General features: G+C 66.9%; 15 protein-coding genes. 3 read left to right on the top strand and 12 right to left on the bottom strand.

All coding sequences use genetic code 11. The annotated features are described in order from the left end of the window. Window positions 1–285: 285 nt before the first annotated feature. Together ACFFJ6_RS23655 and ACFFJ6_RS23660 are read right to left on the bottom strand one after the other, a co-directional pair. Window positions 286–864 carry an HXXEE domain-containing protein gene (locus ACFFJ6_RS23655; protein WP_378392563.1) on the bottom strand — a complete coding sequence of 193 codons (579 nt, stop codon included), beginning with the start codon at window positions 862–864 and terminating at the stop codon, window positions 286–288. Between the two features lie 199 nt (window positions 865–1,063). Continuing rightward, on the bottom strand, window positions 1,064–2,830 hold the full coding sequence (locus ACFFJ6_RS23660) for a peptidase domain-containing ABC transporter (RefSeq protein ID WP_378392565.1): 1,767 nt from the start codon (window positions 2,828–2,830) through the stop codon (window positions 1,064–1,066). A gap of 218 nt (window positions 2,831–3,048) precedes the next feature. Between ACFFJ6_RS23660 and ACFFJ6_RS23665 the strand changes: the two genes are divergently transcribed. Both ACFFJ6_RS23665 and ACFFJ6_RS23670 read left to right on the top strand, forming a co-directional pair. Next, entirely contained in the window at window positions 3,049–3,321 is a 273-nt protein-coding gene (locus ACFFJ6_RS23665; protein WP_378392567.1) for a hypothetical protein, read from the top strand. 188 nt (window positions 3,322–3,509) lie between these two features. Beyond that, the gene (locus ACFFJ6_RS23670; RefSeq protein WP_378392569.1) at window positions 3,510–4,217 is read left to right on the top strand and encodes a nitroreductase; all 708 of its coding nucleotides are present in this window, start codon (window positions 3,510–3,512) and stop codon (window positions 4,215–4,217) included. A gap of 244 nt (window positions 4,218–4,461) precedes the next feature. On the opposite strand, the gene ACFFJ6_RS23675 is transcribed toward ACFFJ6_RS23670, so the two are convergent. From ACFFJ6_RS23675 to ACFFJ6_RS23710, 8 genes are all read right to left on the bottom strand, one after another. Next, window positions 4,462–5,670, bottom strand: coding sequence for an ABC transporter substrate-binding protein (locus ACFFJ6_RS23675; protein WP_378392571.1), 1,209 nt, complete (start codon window positions 5,668–5,670; stop codon window positions 4,462–4,464). A gap of 273 nt (window positions 5,671–5,943) precedes the next feature. Further along, window positions 5,944–6,570: a carboxymuconolactone decarboxylase family protein gene (locus ACFFJ6_RS23680; RefSeq protein WP_378392573.1), complete on the bottom strand. Its 627-nt coding sequence runs from the start codon at window positions 6,568–6,570 to the stop codon at window positions 5,944–5,946. 159 nt (window positions 6,571–6,729) lie between these two features. After that, window positions 6,730–7,149, bottom strand: coding sequence for a secondary thiamine-phosphate synthase enzyme YjbQ (locus tag ACFFJ6_RS23685; protein ID WP_378392575.1), 420 nt, complete (start codon window positions 7,147–7,149; stop codon window positions 6,730–6,732). A gap of 114 nt (window positions 7,150–7,263) precedes the next feature. Further along, complete coding sequence (locus tag ACFFJ6_RS23690) at window positions 7,264–8,004, bottom strand: tetratricopeptide repeat protein (protein WP_378392577.1); 741 nt, start codon at window positions 8,002–8,004, stop codon at window positions 7,264–7,266. 47 nt (window positions 8,005–8,051) lie between these two features. Beyond that, window positions 8,052–9,257, bottom strand: coding sequence for an ABC transporter substrate-binding protein (locus ACFFJ6_RS23695; RefSeq protein WP_378392579.1), 1,206 nt, complete (start codon window positions 9,255–9,257; stop codon window positions 8,052–8,054). Window positions 9,258–9,482: 225 nt separating this feature from the next. Then, window positions 9,483–10,814: a replication-associated recombination protein A gene (locus tag ACFFJ6_RS23700; RefSeq protein WP_378392581.1), complete on the bottom strand. Its 1,332-nt coding sequence runs from the start codon at window positions 10,812–10,814 to the stop codon at window positions 9,483–9,485. Window positions 10,815–11,056: 242 nt separating this feature from the next. Beyond that, window positions 11,057–12,451: a DegQ family serine endoprotease gene (locus ACFFJ6_RS23705; RefSeq protein ID WP_378392583.1), complete on the bottom strand. Its 1,395-nt coding sequence runs from the start codon at window positions 12,449–12,451 to the stop codon at window positions 11,057–11,059. Window positions 12,452–12,559: 108 nt separating this feature from the next. Continuing rightward, entirely contained in the window at window positions 12,560–12,937 is a 378-nt protein-coding gene (locus tag ACFFJ6_RS23710; RefSeq protein WP_378392585.1) for a winged helix-turn-helix transcriptional regulator, read from the bottom strand. Between the two features lie 118 nt (window positions 12,938–13,055). Between ACFFJ6_RS23710 and ACFFJ6_RS23715 the strand changes: the two genes are divergently transcribed. Then, a complete protein-coding gene (locus ACFFJ6_RS23715; protein WP_378392587.1) occupies window positions 13,056–14,075 on the top strand; it encodes a zinc-binding alcohol dehydrogenase family protein in 1,020 nt (339 codons plus the stop codon). 327 nt (window positions 14,076–14,402) lie between these two features. Here the strand turns inward: ACFFJ6_RS23715 and ACFFJ6_RS23720 are convergent, their stop codons facing one another. Further along, window positions 14,403–15,197, bottom strand: coding sequence for an SDR family NAD(P)-dependent oxidoreductase (locus tag ACFFJ6_RS23720; RefSeq protein WP_378392589.1), 795 nt, complete (start codon window positions 15,195–15,197; stop codon window positions 14,403–14,405). A gap of 303 nt (window positions 15,198–15,500) precedes the next feature. Continuing rightward, window positions 15,501–15,914, bottom strand: a complete 414-nt coding sequence (rplQ, locus tag ACFFJ6_RS23725) for a 50S ribosomal protein L17 (protein ID WP_378392591.1) — start codon at window positions 15,912–15,914, stop codon at window positions 15,501–15,503. Window positions 15,915–16,042: the final 128 nt, after the last annotated feature.

Here is a 16,042-nt window from a genome sequence, read left to right on the forward strand (position 1 = left end):
TCGACAATGATCGAATCTATCCTCAAGTTTGGCGGCAAGACAACACGCTGAACGCGGTCATGCTCGCGTCATCGTTCGTCCGTCATTCGGATGAACGAAAACGCAATCCGCCGCCAGTTTGGCGGCTGGGTAACGCGGGATAGCAAATGCAGTAAGCTCAAAGGCGCGACCGCGTCCGGCGACGACCGCAGCGCCATCCTTTGCCGTCGGTCCGCCCGGGCTTCTCTTCCGCCGTCGCTCTTCGAGTTCAGACGGCCGAGGCGCTCGGCCCCCAAGAGATGGGGGCTACCCCGCCACCCCAACCACCGCCCGCCCTGCCCGCGCCCGATGCCGCGCATGCAGCGCGATCGCGGCGTGGAGGCCGATGGCGATCACCAGCGCGAATACGTGCTGCAGGCCGGTGCCAGGGATGTGCAGCACGGCGTAGAGCCCGAACGGGATGAACACCAGCGCGGCGCTGGCGAGGCCGGGGTTGTAGGCGCGCAGATGCGCGGCCATCGCCACGTGGGTGATGCCGTTGACCAGGATCAGATACGCCGCGGCGAGGCCCCAGCCGGGATCGATGAAATACGCGGCGTACAGCGCCGCGAGGTTGATGCCCCAGACGCCGGGCAGATTGATCAGCAGCACGTCGCCGGGCGTCAACGCTTCGACGCCGCCGAACACGACGCCGTTGACGTAGCGGCGGAAGCGGTCGCCGAGATGCTCCTCGACCTGGTGCAGCATGTAGATCGGCGACGCCAGATAGATCAGCAGCAGCGCGCGGTCGCCGCCGGGCACGCCGAGCGGCAGCAGCAGCAACAGCGCGATGCCCATGCACAGCGCAGCCGCGACCCAATGGGCTTCGAGATACGATCTGACCATGCGCGCACCCGTTCGGCGGTTCGGATCGGGAGCGTACGCAAGAGTGCTTAACGATTGCCGACGCGCGGCCCGGGACGCCCGGTCGGCGAAACGGCAACCCGGATAAGGCCGTGGTCGGTCGCTGTCCGCATGCCGCCGCGATGGGCCAGCTGCTTACTCCCGCATCGCGGCATGTGCTCCTATCGAGCTTGCGCGCCGGTCACGACGACGTCCCTTCCAGCGACCGAGCGTAGTCCGACCACAGCGACGCGTATTCCGGCACGCTCCGCAGCAGTTCGTCATGGGTGCCGTCTCCGACCAGCCGGCCACCGTCGAGCACCAGGATGCGATCGGCGCTGCGGGTCGCGGCGAGATGGTGCGAGACCAGGAGCAGCAGCCGGTCCCTGCCCCACGCCGCGAGGCGTTTCTCCAGCGCCACCGCAGCCTCTGCGTCGAGAAATGCGGCCGGCTCGTCGAACAGCGCCAGCCGCGGGTCGCGCGCCACGGCGCGGGCGATCGACAGCCGCTGGCGTTGGCCGCCGGACAACGTCCGCCCGCCCTCGCCGAGCTCGGCGTCCAGCCCGCCGGGCATCGCCTCGACGAACGCCGTGGCGCCGGCAAAGCCCAGCGCGTCGCACACCGCCGCCTCGACTGCGTCACGGCCGGGCGCGAGGTTGTCCCGCACCGTGCCGGAGAACAGCGCGGTGTCCTGATCGACGACGCCGATCCGGCCGCGCAGCCAGCGCGGATCGTAGTGGCGCAGGTCGTGACCGAACATCTCGACCCGCCCGGCGTAGTCGTCGCGCAGGCCGAGCAGGATGCGGATCAGCGTCGATTTGCCTGAGCCGTTGCGGCCGACCAGCGCAACGACGCCGCGCGGCGGCAGCGCGACGCTGACGTCGTCCAGCGCCGGCCGCTCGGCGCCCGGATAGGTCAGCGACACGTTCGACAGCACGATGCCGTCCGCGGCCAGGGCGCGGACCGGCGGATGCACGCGCGCCTGCTCGCGTGGTTCGGCGAGGAAGCCGGCGATGCGGCGCACCGCGACATCGGCCTCCTGATAGAAGCGATAGACATCGCCGGCGGCGAGGATCGGGCCGGTGATACGCCCGGCGAGCAGCTGCAGCGCCAGCAATTCGCCGACCGTGAGATGGCCCTGCAGCATCCGCCAGCAGCCGAGCCCGATCACCAGCAGCGTGAGCCCGCGCGACACCAGCTGCGAGCGCAGCACGAAGGCGCGGTTGAGGTCCATCAGATCACACAGCTTGTCGAGCATTGCGCCCGTGACGCGATCCCAGCGCCGCATCCGGCCGCCTTCGAGCGCCAGCGCCTTGATGGTGGCCAGGCCGTTGACGCTTTCCGTGAGCACGTTCTGGCGGACGCCGATGGTCGCGTAGTAATCGTCCGCGACGGTGCGGACAGCGCTCAAACTGCCGCTGGTCAGCAGCGCCAGCACCGGCGTGATCACCAGCAGGCTGAGCCCGACCACGACGTCGTAGTACAGGATCAGACCCAGCGCGACGATCGCACCGCCGGTGTCGAAGATGATATGCGGCAGGTGATACAGCACGAAATCGCGGATCTTCGTGGCCTGCTGGAAGTGATTGAGCACGTCGCCGGAGCGGAAATCGGCGCCGTCGATACGCACGCGCATCACATGGGCGAACACCTTCCGCGACACCCGCCGATCGATGAAGGCGACGAGCCGGATCACCAGCTCCTGCCGCCACGACGACACGGCGGCGTCAATGCCGAGCGCGACGACGGCGGCAAGCGCGAGGCCCGCGAGCGCCCAACCGGCCTGCCCCGCCACGATCGCATCGACGGCCTTTTGGGTGCTGATGGGAAACGCCAGACCGGCGGCGTAAACGATGCCGGTCATCACCAGGATCGCCGCGACCTGGCTCCGCCGCAGTGACAGCATGTGGCCGATCCAGCGCCAGCCAAATGGCCGCAGCTGGCCCGCCGGTTGAAGCCGGTCGTGCATGGTCGAGTTCTCCGCAAGGGCGCGCCAGAGACCGGCGAAGTCAGGCCATATTAGGGCCGGCCGCTGCGCCACGTATTGGAATGACTGCAAACGGCGGGTGCTGATGCGGCTGCGTCGGGAGACGACGATCGCCTGCGGCCGATCCGCCTTCGCGCCGGCGTCTCGGAACTTCCCTCGCCGCCGCCGTTTATCCCCGCTGGTTCAACGAGAGACACAACATGATGAAATTGATGACGGCCGCGGCGTGCGCGGTTCTGCTGTCGGGCGCGGCGATGGCCCAGTCGACGTCGACCAACCGGGGCGAGCAGGTCAACCCGGGCACCAACCCGTCGGTCGGCAAGGACTCCACCTTCGGCATGAACAATGGCGGTGATCCGAACACCGGCAAGGGCCTGCGCGGCGGCAAGACCAGCGACACCCATGAATGGCTGCGGCAGAAGGAAGAACAGAACCTGCGCGACGCGAAGGAGCGCAAGAGCGAGACGCGCTGACGATCCATCGGGTGGGCAACGGCGCTGCGCTGAGCCCACCCGCCTCCAGGAGCGCGCATCGCTGACCGCCTCAAGCAGGCCCCACTTGGGATCGCGTCGCCCGCTCCAGCAGTCCGCGCTGCACCTTGCACCGCACCGCCGAAACCGCGATGATCCCCCCAACCATAAGCTTTGGGGGAAACCAGACGATGCAATACGACGACGTTGTTCTCGGCCGGCGCAGCATTCGCGGCTACAAGCCCGATCCGGTGCCGCGGGAACTGATCGAGGAAATCCTCACACTGGCGATGCGTTCGCCGTCGTCCATGAACAGCCAGCCGTGGAATTTCCACGTCATCACCGGCGAGCCGCTCGACCGGATTCGCGCCGGCAACACCGAGCGCAACCTCGCCGGCATCCCGCACAGCCGCGAATTCCGCACCGGCCAGCCTTTCGCCGGCGTGCATCGCGATCGCCAGGTGTTCGTCGCCAAGCAGCTGTTCGGCGCGATGGGCATCGCCCGCGACGACAAGGAGATGCGGCAGGACTGGGTGATGCGCGGCTTCCGCCAGTTCGACGCCCCGGTCTGCATCATCGTCACCTATGACCGCGCGGTCGACGGCAGCGACGATACGCCGTTCGATTGCGGCGCCGTCACCAACGCGCTGGTCAACGCCGCGTGGTCGCGTGGGCTCGGCTGCGTCATCAACAGCCAGGGTATCATGCAGTCGCCGGTGGTGCGCGAACACGCCGGCATTCCCGACGATCAGGTGATCATGAAGGCGATCGCGCTCGGCTGGCCGGACGAGACGTTCCCCGCCAACGCCGTGGTGTCGGAGCGCAAGTCGGTGCACGAAGCCACGCGGTTCGTCGGCTTCGACGACGTGCCGGCGGCGCGGGCTAAGCAATCGGCGTAGGCCGTCTGTAGCCCGGATGGAGCGCAGCGAAATCCAGGACCGACCTCGCCGCGTCCCCGCATTCCGCTGCGCTGCATGCGGGCTACAAGTTTATCTCCCCGTCATGGCCGGGCTTGTCCCGGCCATCCACGTCTTTGACGCTGCGACCGCCCGAAGACGTGGATGCCCGGGACGAGCCCGGGCATGACGAGGATCGTTTGTTCGCGGAAGGAAGAGCCCCGGCGGTGGCGAGGCGCCTCACCGCCTACTTCTTCGTCGTGCTGATGTTCTCGCCGAAGAACTTCCAGGCCTTGCCGTCGAACTTCGCCATCTTGAAGATGTGATAGGCCGAGTAGTCGGTCGAGGTCGTCGTCACGGTGACGCCGGGCAGGAACAGCGGCAGCGACACGTTGCTGAGGCTGGTCGCCTGCTTCACCAGATTCTCGCGGGTGAGATCGTCGCCGCAGTTGCGCAGCAGTACCTCGGTCATCTGCGCCACCGCGTAGCCGACCTGCACGCTGCCGTCGATCGGATTGCCGTCCGGGTACCACTCCTTCATGAAGGCGAGAAATTCCTTCACACCCGGGTCGTTGTCCCAGGCCGGATCGCCGACGATCTTGGAGGTGAAGGCGCTGATCAGCCCGGTCGAGGCCTCGAGCCCGGCCGGCTCCAGAACGCCGCCGATCGAGGCGCCGACCGACACCACGAAATGCGCCGGCGTCCAGCCGAGCGCGTGGACCTTGCGGATCGACTGCGCGGCGAATTTCGGCGACGCCACCGTCAGCAGCGTATCGGCGCCGGAGGCCTTCAGGTTGACGATCTGCGAGTCGATGGTCGGATCGCTGACCTCGTAGCTCGCCTCCTTGATGATCGCCGAGGCCTTGTCGCCGAGCCCTTCCTTGAAGCCCTTGAGATAGTCCTTGCCGAAATCGTCGTTCTGATAGATCACCGCGATCTTCGCCGCCGGCATCTCCTTGGCGATGTACTTGCCGTAGATCTTCGCCTCTTCCTCGTAAGGCGGATAGAACGGCGATGTCCACGGGAAGTCCTTCGGGTCGTTCCACTTCGAGGCGCCCGAGGTGATGAAGATATGCGGCACCTTCTTGCCGCGCAGATATTTCTGGATCGCCGAATTGGTCGGCGTACCGAGCGAGCCGACGATCGCCAGCACCTCGTCCTGCTCGACCAGCTTGCGGGTCTGCTCCAGCGTCTTCGGCGGGCTGTAGCCGTCGTCCATCGACAGCAGCGTCACCTTGCGGCCGTTGATGCCGCCCTTGGCATTGATCATCCGCCAATACGCCGCCTCGACCTTGCCGTTGACGCCGTAGCCCGAGGCCGGGCCGCTGTACGGCATGGTCTGGCCGAGCTTGATTTCGGTGTCGGTGGCGCCGACGTCATAGCGCTTGTCGGCGGCCAGCGCCGCCGTGGACGTCGCCGCGACAAGTAGCAGCGAGGCGAGCAGTTTCAGTCGCATTGTTTCACTCCCGGGATAGCGCGATTAGCCGCGTTTGTTGTTAGTCGTCGCTATCACGCGGACGTGAGTGTGTCGAGCAATGCTGCGACCGGGCGACGCATGAGGGCGTTGCGGCCCGCCACCAAACCGCACCACGGAATTTCCGTCGACCCGCCCCGACTTGGTCCCGCATGTCGCTTCGCTCATGCGGGCGACGGATCTGGGCATCCTTCCCTGGTCATTTCGGGGTCGCCCGCCTCCGGCAGGCGCCCCGGAGTGACGGCCTTGCGGCTGTTACTTGCCCGCCTGCTGGAACGGGATCCTGTCTTCCGGCGGCGGCAGCACGCGGGCGACGTTGAGAGTCATCGAGACGAGATCGTAGTAACCGTTGACGGCGATCAGATCCATCACGCCCTGCTCGCCGAACGCCGTCACGGCCTTGGCGTAGATCGCGTCGTCGACCGCATGGGCGCGGCGCAGCTGGGTGGTGAATTCCCAGACGATCGCCTCGTCGTCCTTCATGCCGTCCGGCTTGCGCCCGGCACCGATCGCCTCGACGATCTTGGGGTCGAGCCCGGCCTTGAGCGCCAGCGGCGCGTGCGCGTACCACTCGAACGTCGAGCCCCAATGCTGCGCCGTCATGATGATCGCCATCTCGTTGAGGCGCTTGTCCAGCGAGGTGTTGAAGCGCAGATACTCGCCGACCTTCTGCAGCCGGTCGGCGAGCTTCGGGCTGCGCAGCCAGGCGTTGAACGGGCCGACCAGGGCCTTGCGGGGCCCGGCCATGATCGCATCGGCGACCGCGCGCTGATCGGCGGTCATCTTGTCGAGCGACAGTTCGGGGAAGCGATCATTGGTCGCCGCGGGCGCCACGCCGATCAGCAGCAGCGACAACGCGCCGACGCGCAGAATGGTCTTCATACAATCCTCCCTATGTCCCGGTCGTGCGCCGGGCTGGAGGCGAGTGTCGTGCGCCGACGTACAAACGCAAGCGGCTGCGAAGAATGGCGGCCCTGCACGAACGGCACGCCCGCAGTGCAGCAAGAGCGTACTGAGCGTCGCGCCGAGAGCCGAGGCGTGCTACTCGCCGATGATCTTCACCAGCACCCGCTTCCTGCGGCCGCCGTCGAATTCGCCGTAGAAGATCTGCTCCCACGGGCCGAAGTCGAGCATGCCGGCAGTGATGGCGACGACGACTTCGCGGCCCATCACCTGGCGCTTCATGTGGGCGTCGGCGTTGTCTTCGCCGGTTCGGTTGTGGTGATAGCCGGAGACCGGCTCATGCGGCGCCAGCTTTTCCAGCCATCGTTCGTAATCGTGATGCAGGCCGCTTTCGTCGTCGTTGATGAACACCGAGGCGGTGATGTGCATGGCGTTGACCAGCACCAGCCCCTCGCGCACGCCGCTTTCGCGCAGCGCAGCCTCGACGTCGCGGGTGATGTTGATGAAGGCGCGCCGGCCCGGGATGTCGAACCACAGCTCCTTGCGGAAGGATTTCATCGGGGGTTCCTTGCTGGTGGTGAGACCGCGGGGGGGCTGCGCCGCCCCCTCCCTGCCGGTCTGGTTATCTCGTCGGGGAAGTGAAGGCGCTCAGCGTTGTGCCCACGCAGACGCTTAGTTACATCCCGCCCGGCTGCGCAGCAGCGCGATGTCGCCGAGCAGGCTGGTCGAGGGCTTGTGCTTGGCCGCCTCCTCCGCCGCCGCGCAGGCGCCCGGCTTGTCACCGGTCTCCGCGCGGGCAAAGCCGAGGTTCGACCAGGCGTCGGCCAGATCGGGCGTCGCCGTCACCGCCTCTTCCAGAATGGTCCGGGCCTGCTCCGGCCGCTTGCCGAGCAGCAACGCGCGGCCGTAGTCGGCCAGCAGCGGCTTCAGCGGATCAGGCTGCTTGCGGGCGATCTTGAACAGCTCCTCGGCGTAGTCGATGTCGCCGAACCGCATCATCGTGACGATGGCGAGGCCGTGATAGACGGCGCTCTGCTCCGGTGCCAGCAGCCAGGCCTGGTTGAAGCGCAGCGCGGCTTCGGTGGCGCTGTTCTTGCCGATCGCGCGCCAGCCGCGCAGGCTCGCCTCCTCGAACGCCTTCTGCCGCGAGCCGGTCGCCGCCACCAGCGCATTGACGAACTTGTCGTCGGCGGCGCGCTGCTCCGGCGTCTTGGCGACGAAGCCGTAGAACGGCTGCTGATTGGCCGGCCCGGAGAAGGTCTTCTTGGTCACGCGCACGCCCGGCGCGACCTCGACGGTCTCGGCGCGCGCCGGCGCGGCGAACAGCAGCGCGGCGGCCATGGTCGCGGCAAGGATCGACGCGGAACTGCGCACGGCCGGCCTGGAGAAACGAAACAGCCGGCCGTGCATCATCGTCGATCCCCTTCACGCTGGCGGGCAGTCCCGCCGGGCGCGCGGGATCAGGTCCCGCGCAACATTTCGCTGACGACGACCCAGTCGGCGCCGTTGAACTCCAGCATATAGCCGTCCTTGATCGGACGGAAATCCGTCGGCGAGGTGTTCAGCGTGATGCCCGGCAGCAGCAGCGACAGCGACACGTTCTTCATGTTGGCCGCCTGCCGCATGATGTTCTCGCGGCTGAGATCGTCGCCGCACTGCTTGAGCAGCGCCACCAGCGCCTCGCCGACGGTGTAGCCATAGAGCGTGCCGACATTGTTCGGGTCGAGCGCGGGCAGCCGCGCCTTCATGAAGGCGATGTAGGTCTGCATCGCCTTGTCGTCCTTGGGGTCGGCCGCATAGGGCTTCAGCGAGCCGAGTGACAGCACGCCCTTGCCGGCGTCGATGCCGGCGGGATCCATCACGGTCGCCTTGTTGGCGCAGCCGCTGGCGATGAAGCGCATCGGCTGCCAGCCCACTTCATGCGCCTTGCGCAGCGCCTGGGCGCAGGCGCGCGGCGTCACGCTGTAGATCATGAACACGTCGGCCTTGGTGTTGGCGAGCGTCAGCACCTGGGAGTCGACGGTGGGGTCGGACACCTCGAAGCTCGACGCCAGCGCGATCGCCTTGTCGGCATCCGGCCCGAGCGCTTCCTTGACGCCGCGCATAAAATCCTTGCCGGCGTCGTCGTTCTGATAGAGCACCGCGAACCGCGCGTTGGGATTCTTGGCGCGGGCGTAGGCGACTTCGATCTTGGCTTCGCTGAGATAGTTCGGCGCCCAGGGCAGCGCCATCGACCACGGCATGTTGGCGGGATCGTTCCACTTCGACGCCGAGCTGATCAGGAAGATCTGCGGCACCTTGTTGGAGTTGAGATATTTGGCGATCGCCGAGCTCGGCGCGGTGCCCATGGTGGCGGCGATGAAAGCGACGCCCTCGCCTTCGACGAGGCGCCGCGCGGCTTCCATGGTCTTCGGCGGCGAGAAGCCGTCGTCGAGCGAGATCATATTGATCTTGCGGCCATTGACGCCGCCCTGCTCGTTCACCTGATCGAGATAGGCCGCGATGGTCTTGCCGGTGGTGCTGAGCGCCGAGGCCGGACCGCTATACGGCATGGTGTTGCCGATCTTGATCTCGGTGGCGGTGACGCCGGGCGCATTCTGCGCCTGCGCCGTCGTGGCGAGCGCCGCCGCGAACGCGGCGCCGAGCCAGAGCCGAAGATGGGTCATGGTCGTCTCTTCCCTTGGGGTTTTTGTTGCGATGCGAAGTCGCTTTTGTTTTTTTGGGAAGGATGCGAGCCCCAACTAACCGGGTCTTGTGCCCAGCCGCTGATCGGGCGTGGTGTGGTGTCGCTGGGCGCTGCGCTGTAGCCCGGGTGAGCGAAGCGACACCCGGGGAGTTATCTTGCGCGGCGCCCCGGATTTCGCTGCGCTGCATCCGGGCTACGGAGTGAGCTACCTTTCTTTCGCGGCGCGGAGCTTGGCCCAGTAATCGAGCCGCTTGCGGATTTCGCGTTCGAAGCCACGGTCGGGCGGATCGTAGAAGGTCTGGCGGCCGAGCGCATCGGGGAAGTAGTTCTGGCCGGAGAAGCCCTCCGGCGTGTCGTGATCGTACTGATAGCCCTCGCCGTAGCCCTCGGACTTCATCAGGCCGGTCGGCGCGTTGAGGATGTGCTTGGGCGGCAGCAGCGAGCCGGCGCGCTTGGCCGTGCTCATCGCGGCCTTGTAGGCGGTGTAGCCGGCGTTGGATTTCGGCGCGGTGGCGAGATAGATCACCGCCTGCGCGATCGCCAGTTCGCCTTCGGGCGAGCCGAGGAAGTCGTAGGCATCCTTGGCGGCGTTGCAGATCACCAGCGCCTGCGGATCGGCGAGCCCGATGTCCTCGACCGCCATCCGCACCACGCGGCGCGCCAGGAACAGCGGATCCTCGCCGGCGTCGAACATCCGGCACAGATAGTACAGCGCCGCATCCGGATCGGAGCCGCGCACCGATTTGTGCAGCGCGGAGATCAGATTGTAGTGGCCGTCGGCGCCCTTGTCGTAAATTGGCGCGCGGCGCTGCAGGATGTCCTGCAGCTGCGCGGCGTTGAAGATCTCGCCGGCCCGCGCCGAGCGCCAGACTTCCTCGGCCAGCGTCAGCGAGGCGCGGCCGTCACCGTCGGCCATCCGCACCAGCACCGCCCGCGCCTCGGCGTCGAGCGGCAGCTTCTTGCCCTCGACCTCCTCGGCATGCACGAACAGTCTCTCGATCGCCTCGGCATCGAGCGAGCGAAACACCAGAACGCGCGCGCGCGACAAGAGCGCCGCGTTGAGTTCGAACGACGGGTTTTCGGTGGTGGCGCCGACCATCACCACGGTGCCGTCTTCCATCACCGGCAGAAACGAGTCCTGCTGCGCCTTGTTGAAGCGGTGCACCTCGTCGACGAACAGCAGGGTGCCGGTGCCCATCTCGCGGCGCGCGCGCGCGGCGTCGAACACCTTCTTCAGATCGGCGACGCCGGAGAACACCGCGGAGATCTGCTCGAAATGCAGCTCGGTGGCATCGGCCAGCAGCCGCGCCACGGTTGTCTTGCCGGTGCCGGGCGGGCCCCAGAACACCAGCGAGCCGAGCGTCCGCGTTTCCAGCATCCGCGTCAGTGCGCCGTCGGGACCGACGATGTGATCCTGGCCGACCACGTCGCTCAGCGCGCGGGGCCGCAGCCGATCCGGCAACGGCCGCGGCGCCTCGCGCTCGAGGCCTGCGGCGGCGAACAGATTCGGTCCCGGCGCGGATTGTTTGGCGTTCATGCCGCTGTGCCCTGCGTCAGCCAGACCGACTCCAACGGGCGCTCGTCGCCGGTGCAAGATCCGCGCTCGACGCTCCGCCCAATTACTTCCGTCATGGCCGGGCTCGTCCCGGCCATCCACGTCTTCTCCGCGGCTGCCTCTGCAAGACGTGGATGGCGGGCACAAGGCCGGCCATGACGTGGTGCAAGTCGGTGCCCAGTATCATTCGTCACCGAGCTCTCAGGATGAGTTCGTGCTCCTGCTCATCCGCCCAGCGTGACGTTGATCTGCTGACCGCCGCGCACCAGCGTGATGCGCCACAGGCGAGCGGACTCGTTGGTGATGCGTTCGAGGTCGCTGGTCTTGGCGATGCGCTTGTTGTTCACCGAGACGATGATGTCGCCCTTCTGGAAGCCGACACCGGCCGCCGGCGCGTCGTCGGCGAGATCGGTGACGACGACGCCCTCGACGCTCGGGTCGAGCCGCAGATCGTCGGCCAGCGCCGGCGAGATGTTGGCGATCTTGGCGCCCTGGAACGGCGAACGCGCCGTCAGCACGATTTCGTCGCGGCCGGTGTCGGGCGCGACTTCGAGCGGGATGCTGAGCTTGACCGGCTTGGCGCCACGCTGGACCTCGATCGACGCGGAGCCGCCGAGCGGACGGGTCGCGAAGCGATAGTCGAACGCGTTGGGATCATCGACCGGGAAGCCGTCGATCGAGATGATCAGATCGGACACCTTGAGCCCGGCCTTCTCGGACGGGCTGCCCTTGCTGACGCTCGCGACCAGCGCCCCGCTCGGCCGCTTCAGGCCCAGCGTTTCGGCGATCTCCGGCGTCACCGCCTGCAGCCGCGCACCGAGCCACGGCCGCTTCACTGCCTTGCCGCCGTTCTTGGCCGAGGCGATCACCACCCGCACCATGTTGGCCGGGATCGCGAAGCCGATGCCCTGCGAGCCGCCCGAACGCGAAAAGATCGCGGTGTTGATCCCCACCAGCTTGCCGGTCATGTCCACCAGCGCGCCGCCGGAATTGCCCGGGTTGATGGCCGCGTCGGTCTGGATGAAGAACTGATAGTCGGTGATGCCGACCTGGGTGCGCGCCAGCGCCGAGACGATGCCGTGCGTCACGGTCTGGCCGACGCCGAACGGGTTGCCGACCGCCAGCACCAGATCGCCGACCAGCAGCTCGTCTGAATTGGCGAGCTCCAGCGTCGGGAAGCGCTCCTTGGCGTCCTTGATACGCAGCACAGCCAGATCGGTGCGGCTGTCCTTCAGGACGATCTCCGCCTCGAACTCGCGCTTGTCCGACAGCGAGACCTTGACCTGGTCGGCGCCCTCGATGACGTGGTTGTTGGTGACCACGAGGCCAGAGGCATCGACCATCACGCCGGAGCCGAGCGAGCGCTGGATCTGCTCCGGCTGCGGCCCGCCGCCGCCGAAGAAGCGGCGGAAGATCGGGTCTTCCAGCAGCGGATTGCGGTTCTGCACCACCTTGGCGGCGTAGACGTTGACGACCGCGGGCTGCACCGTCTGCACGATCGGCGCATAGCTGAGCTTGATCTCGGCCTGCGACGAGGGCAGCCGCCGCTCCTGCGCCGCGACCGGAGTCGCGAGGACGATCGACACACAAAGGGCAGCGAAGCTTCGCATCGAAATCATGTTTGAGAATCCAGTGAGGGCGTCAACGACGCAGCAGGTATAGTCTCCCGCTCCCGATAGGAGAAGGAAAAGCCGGCAAATGCGCGGCTCCGGCGGCCGCTAGCGGCGTCAGGCGCCGGCATGGGCCTCCGCCGGGGGCGCCGCAACGCCGATGGCGCCGGCCCGCGCGCGGTGCTCCTCGGCCCAGCGCTTCAGCGCGTCGATCACCGGCCGCAGGCTCTCGCCCATCTCCGACAGCTCGTATTCGACCCGCGGCGGGACTTCGGCGAACACCTCGCGCAGCACCAAGCCGTCTTCCTCCAGGGCCCGCAGCTGCTTGGTCAGCATCCGCTGGGTGATGCCCGGCATCCGTCGGCGCAGTTCGCCGAAGCGCAGCCGCCCGCTCTGCAGATGGAACAGGATCACGCCCTTCCACTTGCCGTCGATCAGGTCGAGGGTCGCCTCGACCGGGCAGCCCGGCCCGCAATCCACATCGCGGCGTTTCATGCGGTTTTTTCCATTAGTATCCGATTGGTGACTATATCCCCGAAACGACAGTACTTGCAAGATTGGTCGAGTATGGGGAAGTTGCGCCCCGCGACCTTGCCTCATCATGGAGTCCCCTATGAAAGCCGTCGGCTACACCAAGAGCCTTCCGATCGACGACCCCAACGCCCTCACCGATGTTGAGCTGCCGAAGCCAACCCCGAAGCCGCGCGACCTGCTGGTCGCGGTGAAGGCCGTGTCGGTCAATCCGGTCGATACCAAGGTCCGCAAGCGCGCCGCGCCGCCGGCCGGCGAAACCAAGATCCTCGGCTACGACGCAGCCGGTGTGGTCGAAGCGGTCGGCAGCGAGGTGACGCTGTTCAAGCCGGGCGACGAGGTGTTCTACGCCGGCTCGATCCAGCGCCAGGGCACGAATGCCGAATTCCATGTCGTCGATGAACGCATCGTCGGCCACAAGCCGAAGACGCTGGACTTCGCCAACGCCGCGGCGCTGCCGCTGACGGCGATCACCGCCTGGGAGCTGTTGTTCGACCGGCTCGGCGCGCAGCCCAGCAAGGCGTTCGATCCGCGCACGCTGCTGATCATCGGCGGCGCCGGCGGCGTCGGCTCGATCCTGATCCAGCTCGCCCGCCGCCTCACCGGCCTCAGCATCATCGCCACGGCGGCGCGGCCGGAAACCAAGACGTGGTGCCTTGGGCTCGGTGCCCACGCGGTGATCGATCACAGCCAGCCGATGAAACCGCAGGTCGACGGGCTGAAGCTGCCGCCGGTGGCGCTGATCGCCAGCCTCACCAACACCGATACGCACTTTACGCAGCTGATCGACATCCTGGCGCCGCAGGGCAAGATCGGGCTGATCGACGATCCGGTCCAGCCGCTCAACCCGATGCTGCTGAAAGGCAAGTCCGCCTCGCTGCACTGGGAAGCGATGTTTGCCCGCTCGACCTTCGAGACCGGCGACATGATCGCGCAGCACGACCTGCTCGACGAAGTCGCCGGCCTGATCGACGCCGGCGTGCTGCGGACGACGCTCGACAAGACCCTCGGCACCATCAACGCCGCCAACCTGAAGCGCGCCCACGCGCTGATCGAGAGCGGCAAGTCGGTCGGCAAGGTCGTGCTGGAGGGGTGGGGCTAGTCGGCGACGCTGTTGAGCGCCGTGCCTGGGTCGCCCTCACCCCCGCCCTCTCCCGCAGGCGGGAGAGGGAGCCGGCTGCCGGTGTGGCGGCGCTGCAAATAGCTATGACCCTGCGGATCAACTCGTCAATTGATTGAGCCACTACCAGGATCGCGACAAGACCACTTCACCCGCCCCGACCGCAGCGCGCTCCCTCTCCCGCTTGCGGGAGAGGGTTGGGGTGAGGGCTGCCGCGGGCAGTGACTCAGCGATCAGAATCTTCGTCCCAGCATCTGGATTCCGGGTTCGCTCGCTGACGCGAGCGCCCCGGAATGACGGAGGTAGGTCCTACGCGATCGTCTGCACCAGGCCGCCTTCGGCGCGCAGTGCGGCGCCGTTGGTGACGGCCGCTTCCTTCGAGGACACATAGACCACCATGTTGGCGATCTCCTCGACGGTGGCGAAGCGCTGGATCAGCGAGCCGGGTCGGTGCTGCTTGACGAAGTTGGCGGCGGCTTCCTCTTCGGACTGACCGTTCTGCCTGGCGAGATCGGCCACGAAGGTCTGCACGCCCTCGCTCATCGTCGGGCCGGGCATCACCGCATTGACCGTCACGGCGGTGCCGCGGGTGAGTTCGGCGAGGCCGCGCGAGACCGAGAGCTGCGCGGTCTTGGTCATGCCGTAGTGGATCATTTCCTTCGGAATCATCAGCGCGGATTCCGAGGCGATGAAGACGATCCGGCCCCAGTTGCGCTTCAGCATCGCCGGCATGTAGGCGCGCGACAGCCGCACGCCGCTCATCACGTTGACGTCGAAGAAGCGTTGCCAGTCCTCATCCGGAATGTCGAAGAAACCCTTCGGCTCGAAGATGCCGGTGTTGTTGATCAGGATGTCGACATCGGGCTGGACCTGCACCAGGCTGGCGCAGCCTTCGGCGGTCGAGACATCCGCGGCGACACCAGTGATCGTGCCGCCCTTGGCGGCCTTCTTCACCGCGGCAATGGCTTGGTCCACCTTGCCCTGGCTGCGGCCGTTGACCACCACATTGGCGCCGGTCGCGGCGAGCCCCTTGGCGATGGCGTGGCCGATGCCGGCGGTCGAACCGGTGACGAGCGCGGTTTTGCCGGACAGATCGATGTGCATGTGTTGCTCCTGAAGGTGTTGCTCAGCGCGTTGGCTGACGTAACGTCGGAAGCGATCGGCGCCAGCGCAAGACGCGATTTCGTGCGCAGCGCTCGCTGCATATTGGAAGGTCATCGCCCGGCTTGACCGGGCGACCCAGTATTCCGCAGCGTTGATGATGAAAGCTGGCGCTCTGGATACTGGGTCCCCCGCTTTCGCGGGGATGACGGGTAGTGGTGGGGCGGACTCGGCGGCCTACGCATCAAAAAAGGCGGCGCCTTGCGGCACCGCCTTTCCAAAATAACTGACCGGATGCCGGTCGGCTTACGCCGCGTCCGCCGTTTCCTGCGCCGGGCCGGAGTCCTTGCCCTTGGCGTCTTCGTCGCGATCGACGAACTCGATCACCGCCATCGCGGCGTTGTCGCCGTAGCGGAAGCCGGCCTTGATGATGCGGGTGTAGCCGCCGTTGCGGTCGGCATAGCGCGGAGCCAGCACGTCGAACAGCTTCTTGACCTGGTCCTTGTCGCGCATTTCGGCGATCGCCTGGCGACGCTTGTCGAGGCCGCCCTTCTTGCCGAGGGTGACGAGCTTTTCGACGATCGGCCGCAGCTCCTTGGCCTTCGGCAGCGTGGTGACGATCTGCTCGTGCTTGATCAGCGCAGCGCACATGTTGGCGAACATCGCCTTGCGATGCTCGGCCGTGCGGTTGAGCTTCCGGTGAACCTTGCCGTGATTCATGACTATCAGTCCTCTACTCGATGATCCCGACGGTTCGTCGGAGGTTGCAGGTGGGCTGCCTGCGTTCGCCCGGCAGTGCCCTCATCTGTCGAGACGCGGCACCGCCGCTTCTCTGGATGAGGAGAACG

Origin of the sequence: Rhodopseudomonas telluris (genome assembly GCF_042432815.1) — a bacterium.
GTDB classification, from domain to species: Bacteria; Pseudomonadota; Alphaproteobacteria; order Rhizobiales; family Xanthobacteraceae; genus Rhodopseudomonas; species Rhodopseudomonas telluris.

What these genes read in the sequence shown, in the direction of transcription:
- ACFFJ6_RS23655 (WP_378392563.1), bottom strand. Translation starts at nt 864, where the DNA reads ATGGTCAGATCGTATCTCGAAGCCCATTGGGTCGCGGCTGCGCTGTGC.
- ACFFJ6_RS23660 (WP_378392565.1), bottom strand. Translation starts at nt 2,830, where the DNA reads ATGCACGACCGGCTTCAACCGGCGGGCCAGCTGCGGCCATTTGGCTGG.
- ACFFJ6_RS23665 (WP_378392567.1), top strand. Translation starts at nt 3,049, where the DNA reads ATGATGAAATTGATGACGGCCGCGGCGTGCGCGGTTCTGCTGTCGGGC.
- ACFFJ6_RS23670 (WP_378392569.1), top strand. Translation starts at nt 3,510, where the DNA reads ATGCAATACGACGACGTTGTTCTCGGCCGGCGCAGCATTCGCGGCTAC.
- ACFFJ6_RS23675 (WP_378392571.1), bottom strand. Translation starts at nt 5,670, where the DNA reads ATGCGACTGAAACTGCTCGCCTCGCTGCTACTTGTCGCGGCGACGTCC.
- ACFFJ6_RS23680 (WP_378392573.1), bottom strand. Translation starts at nt 6,570, where the DNA reads ATGAAGACCATTCTGCGCGTCGGCGCGTTGTCGCTGCTGCTGATCGGC.
- ACFFJ6_RS23685 (WP_378392575.1), bottom strand. Translation starts at nt 7,149, where the DNA reads ATGAAATCCTTCCGCAAGGAGCTGTGGTTCGACATCCCGGGCCGGCGC.
- ACFFJ6_RS23690 (WP_378392577.1), bottom strand. Translation starts at nt 8,004, where the DNA reads ATGATGCACGGCCGGCTGTTTCGTTTCTCCAGGCCGGCCGTGCGCAGT.
- ACFFJ6_RS23695 (WP_378392579.1), bottom strand. Translation starts at nt 9,257, where the DNA reads ATGACCCATCTTCGGCTCTGGCTCGGCGCCGCGTTCGCGGCGGCGCTC.
- ACFFJ6_RS23700 (WP_378392581.1), bottom strand. Translation starts at nt 10,814, where the DNA reads ATGAACGCCAAACAATCCGCGCCGGGACCGAATCTGTTCGCCGCCGCA.
- ACFFJ6_RS23705 (WP_378392583.1), bottom strand. Translation starts at nt 12,451, where the DNA reads ATGATTTCGATGCGAAGCTTCGCTGCCCTTTGTGTGTCGATCGTCCTC.
- ACFFJ6_RS23710 (WP_378392585.1), bottom strand. Translation starts at nt 12,937, where the DNA reads ATGAAACGCCGCGATGTGGATTGCGGGCCGGGCTGCCCGGTCGAGGCG.
- ACFFJ6_RS23715 (WP_378392587.1), top strand. Translation starts at nt 13,056, where the DNA reads ATGAAAGCCGTCGGCTACACCAAGAGCCTTCCGATCGACGACCCCAAC.
- ACFFJ6_RS23720 (WP_378392589.1), bottom strand. Translation starts at nt 15,197, where the DNA reads ATGCACATCGATCTGTCCGGCAAAACCGCGCTCGTCACCGGTTCGACC.
- rplQ (WP_378392591.1), bottom strand. Translation starts at nt 15,914, where the DNA reads ATGAATCACGGCAAGGTTCACCGGAAGCTCAACCGCACGGCCGAGCAT.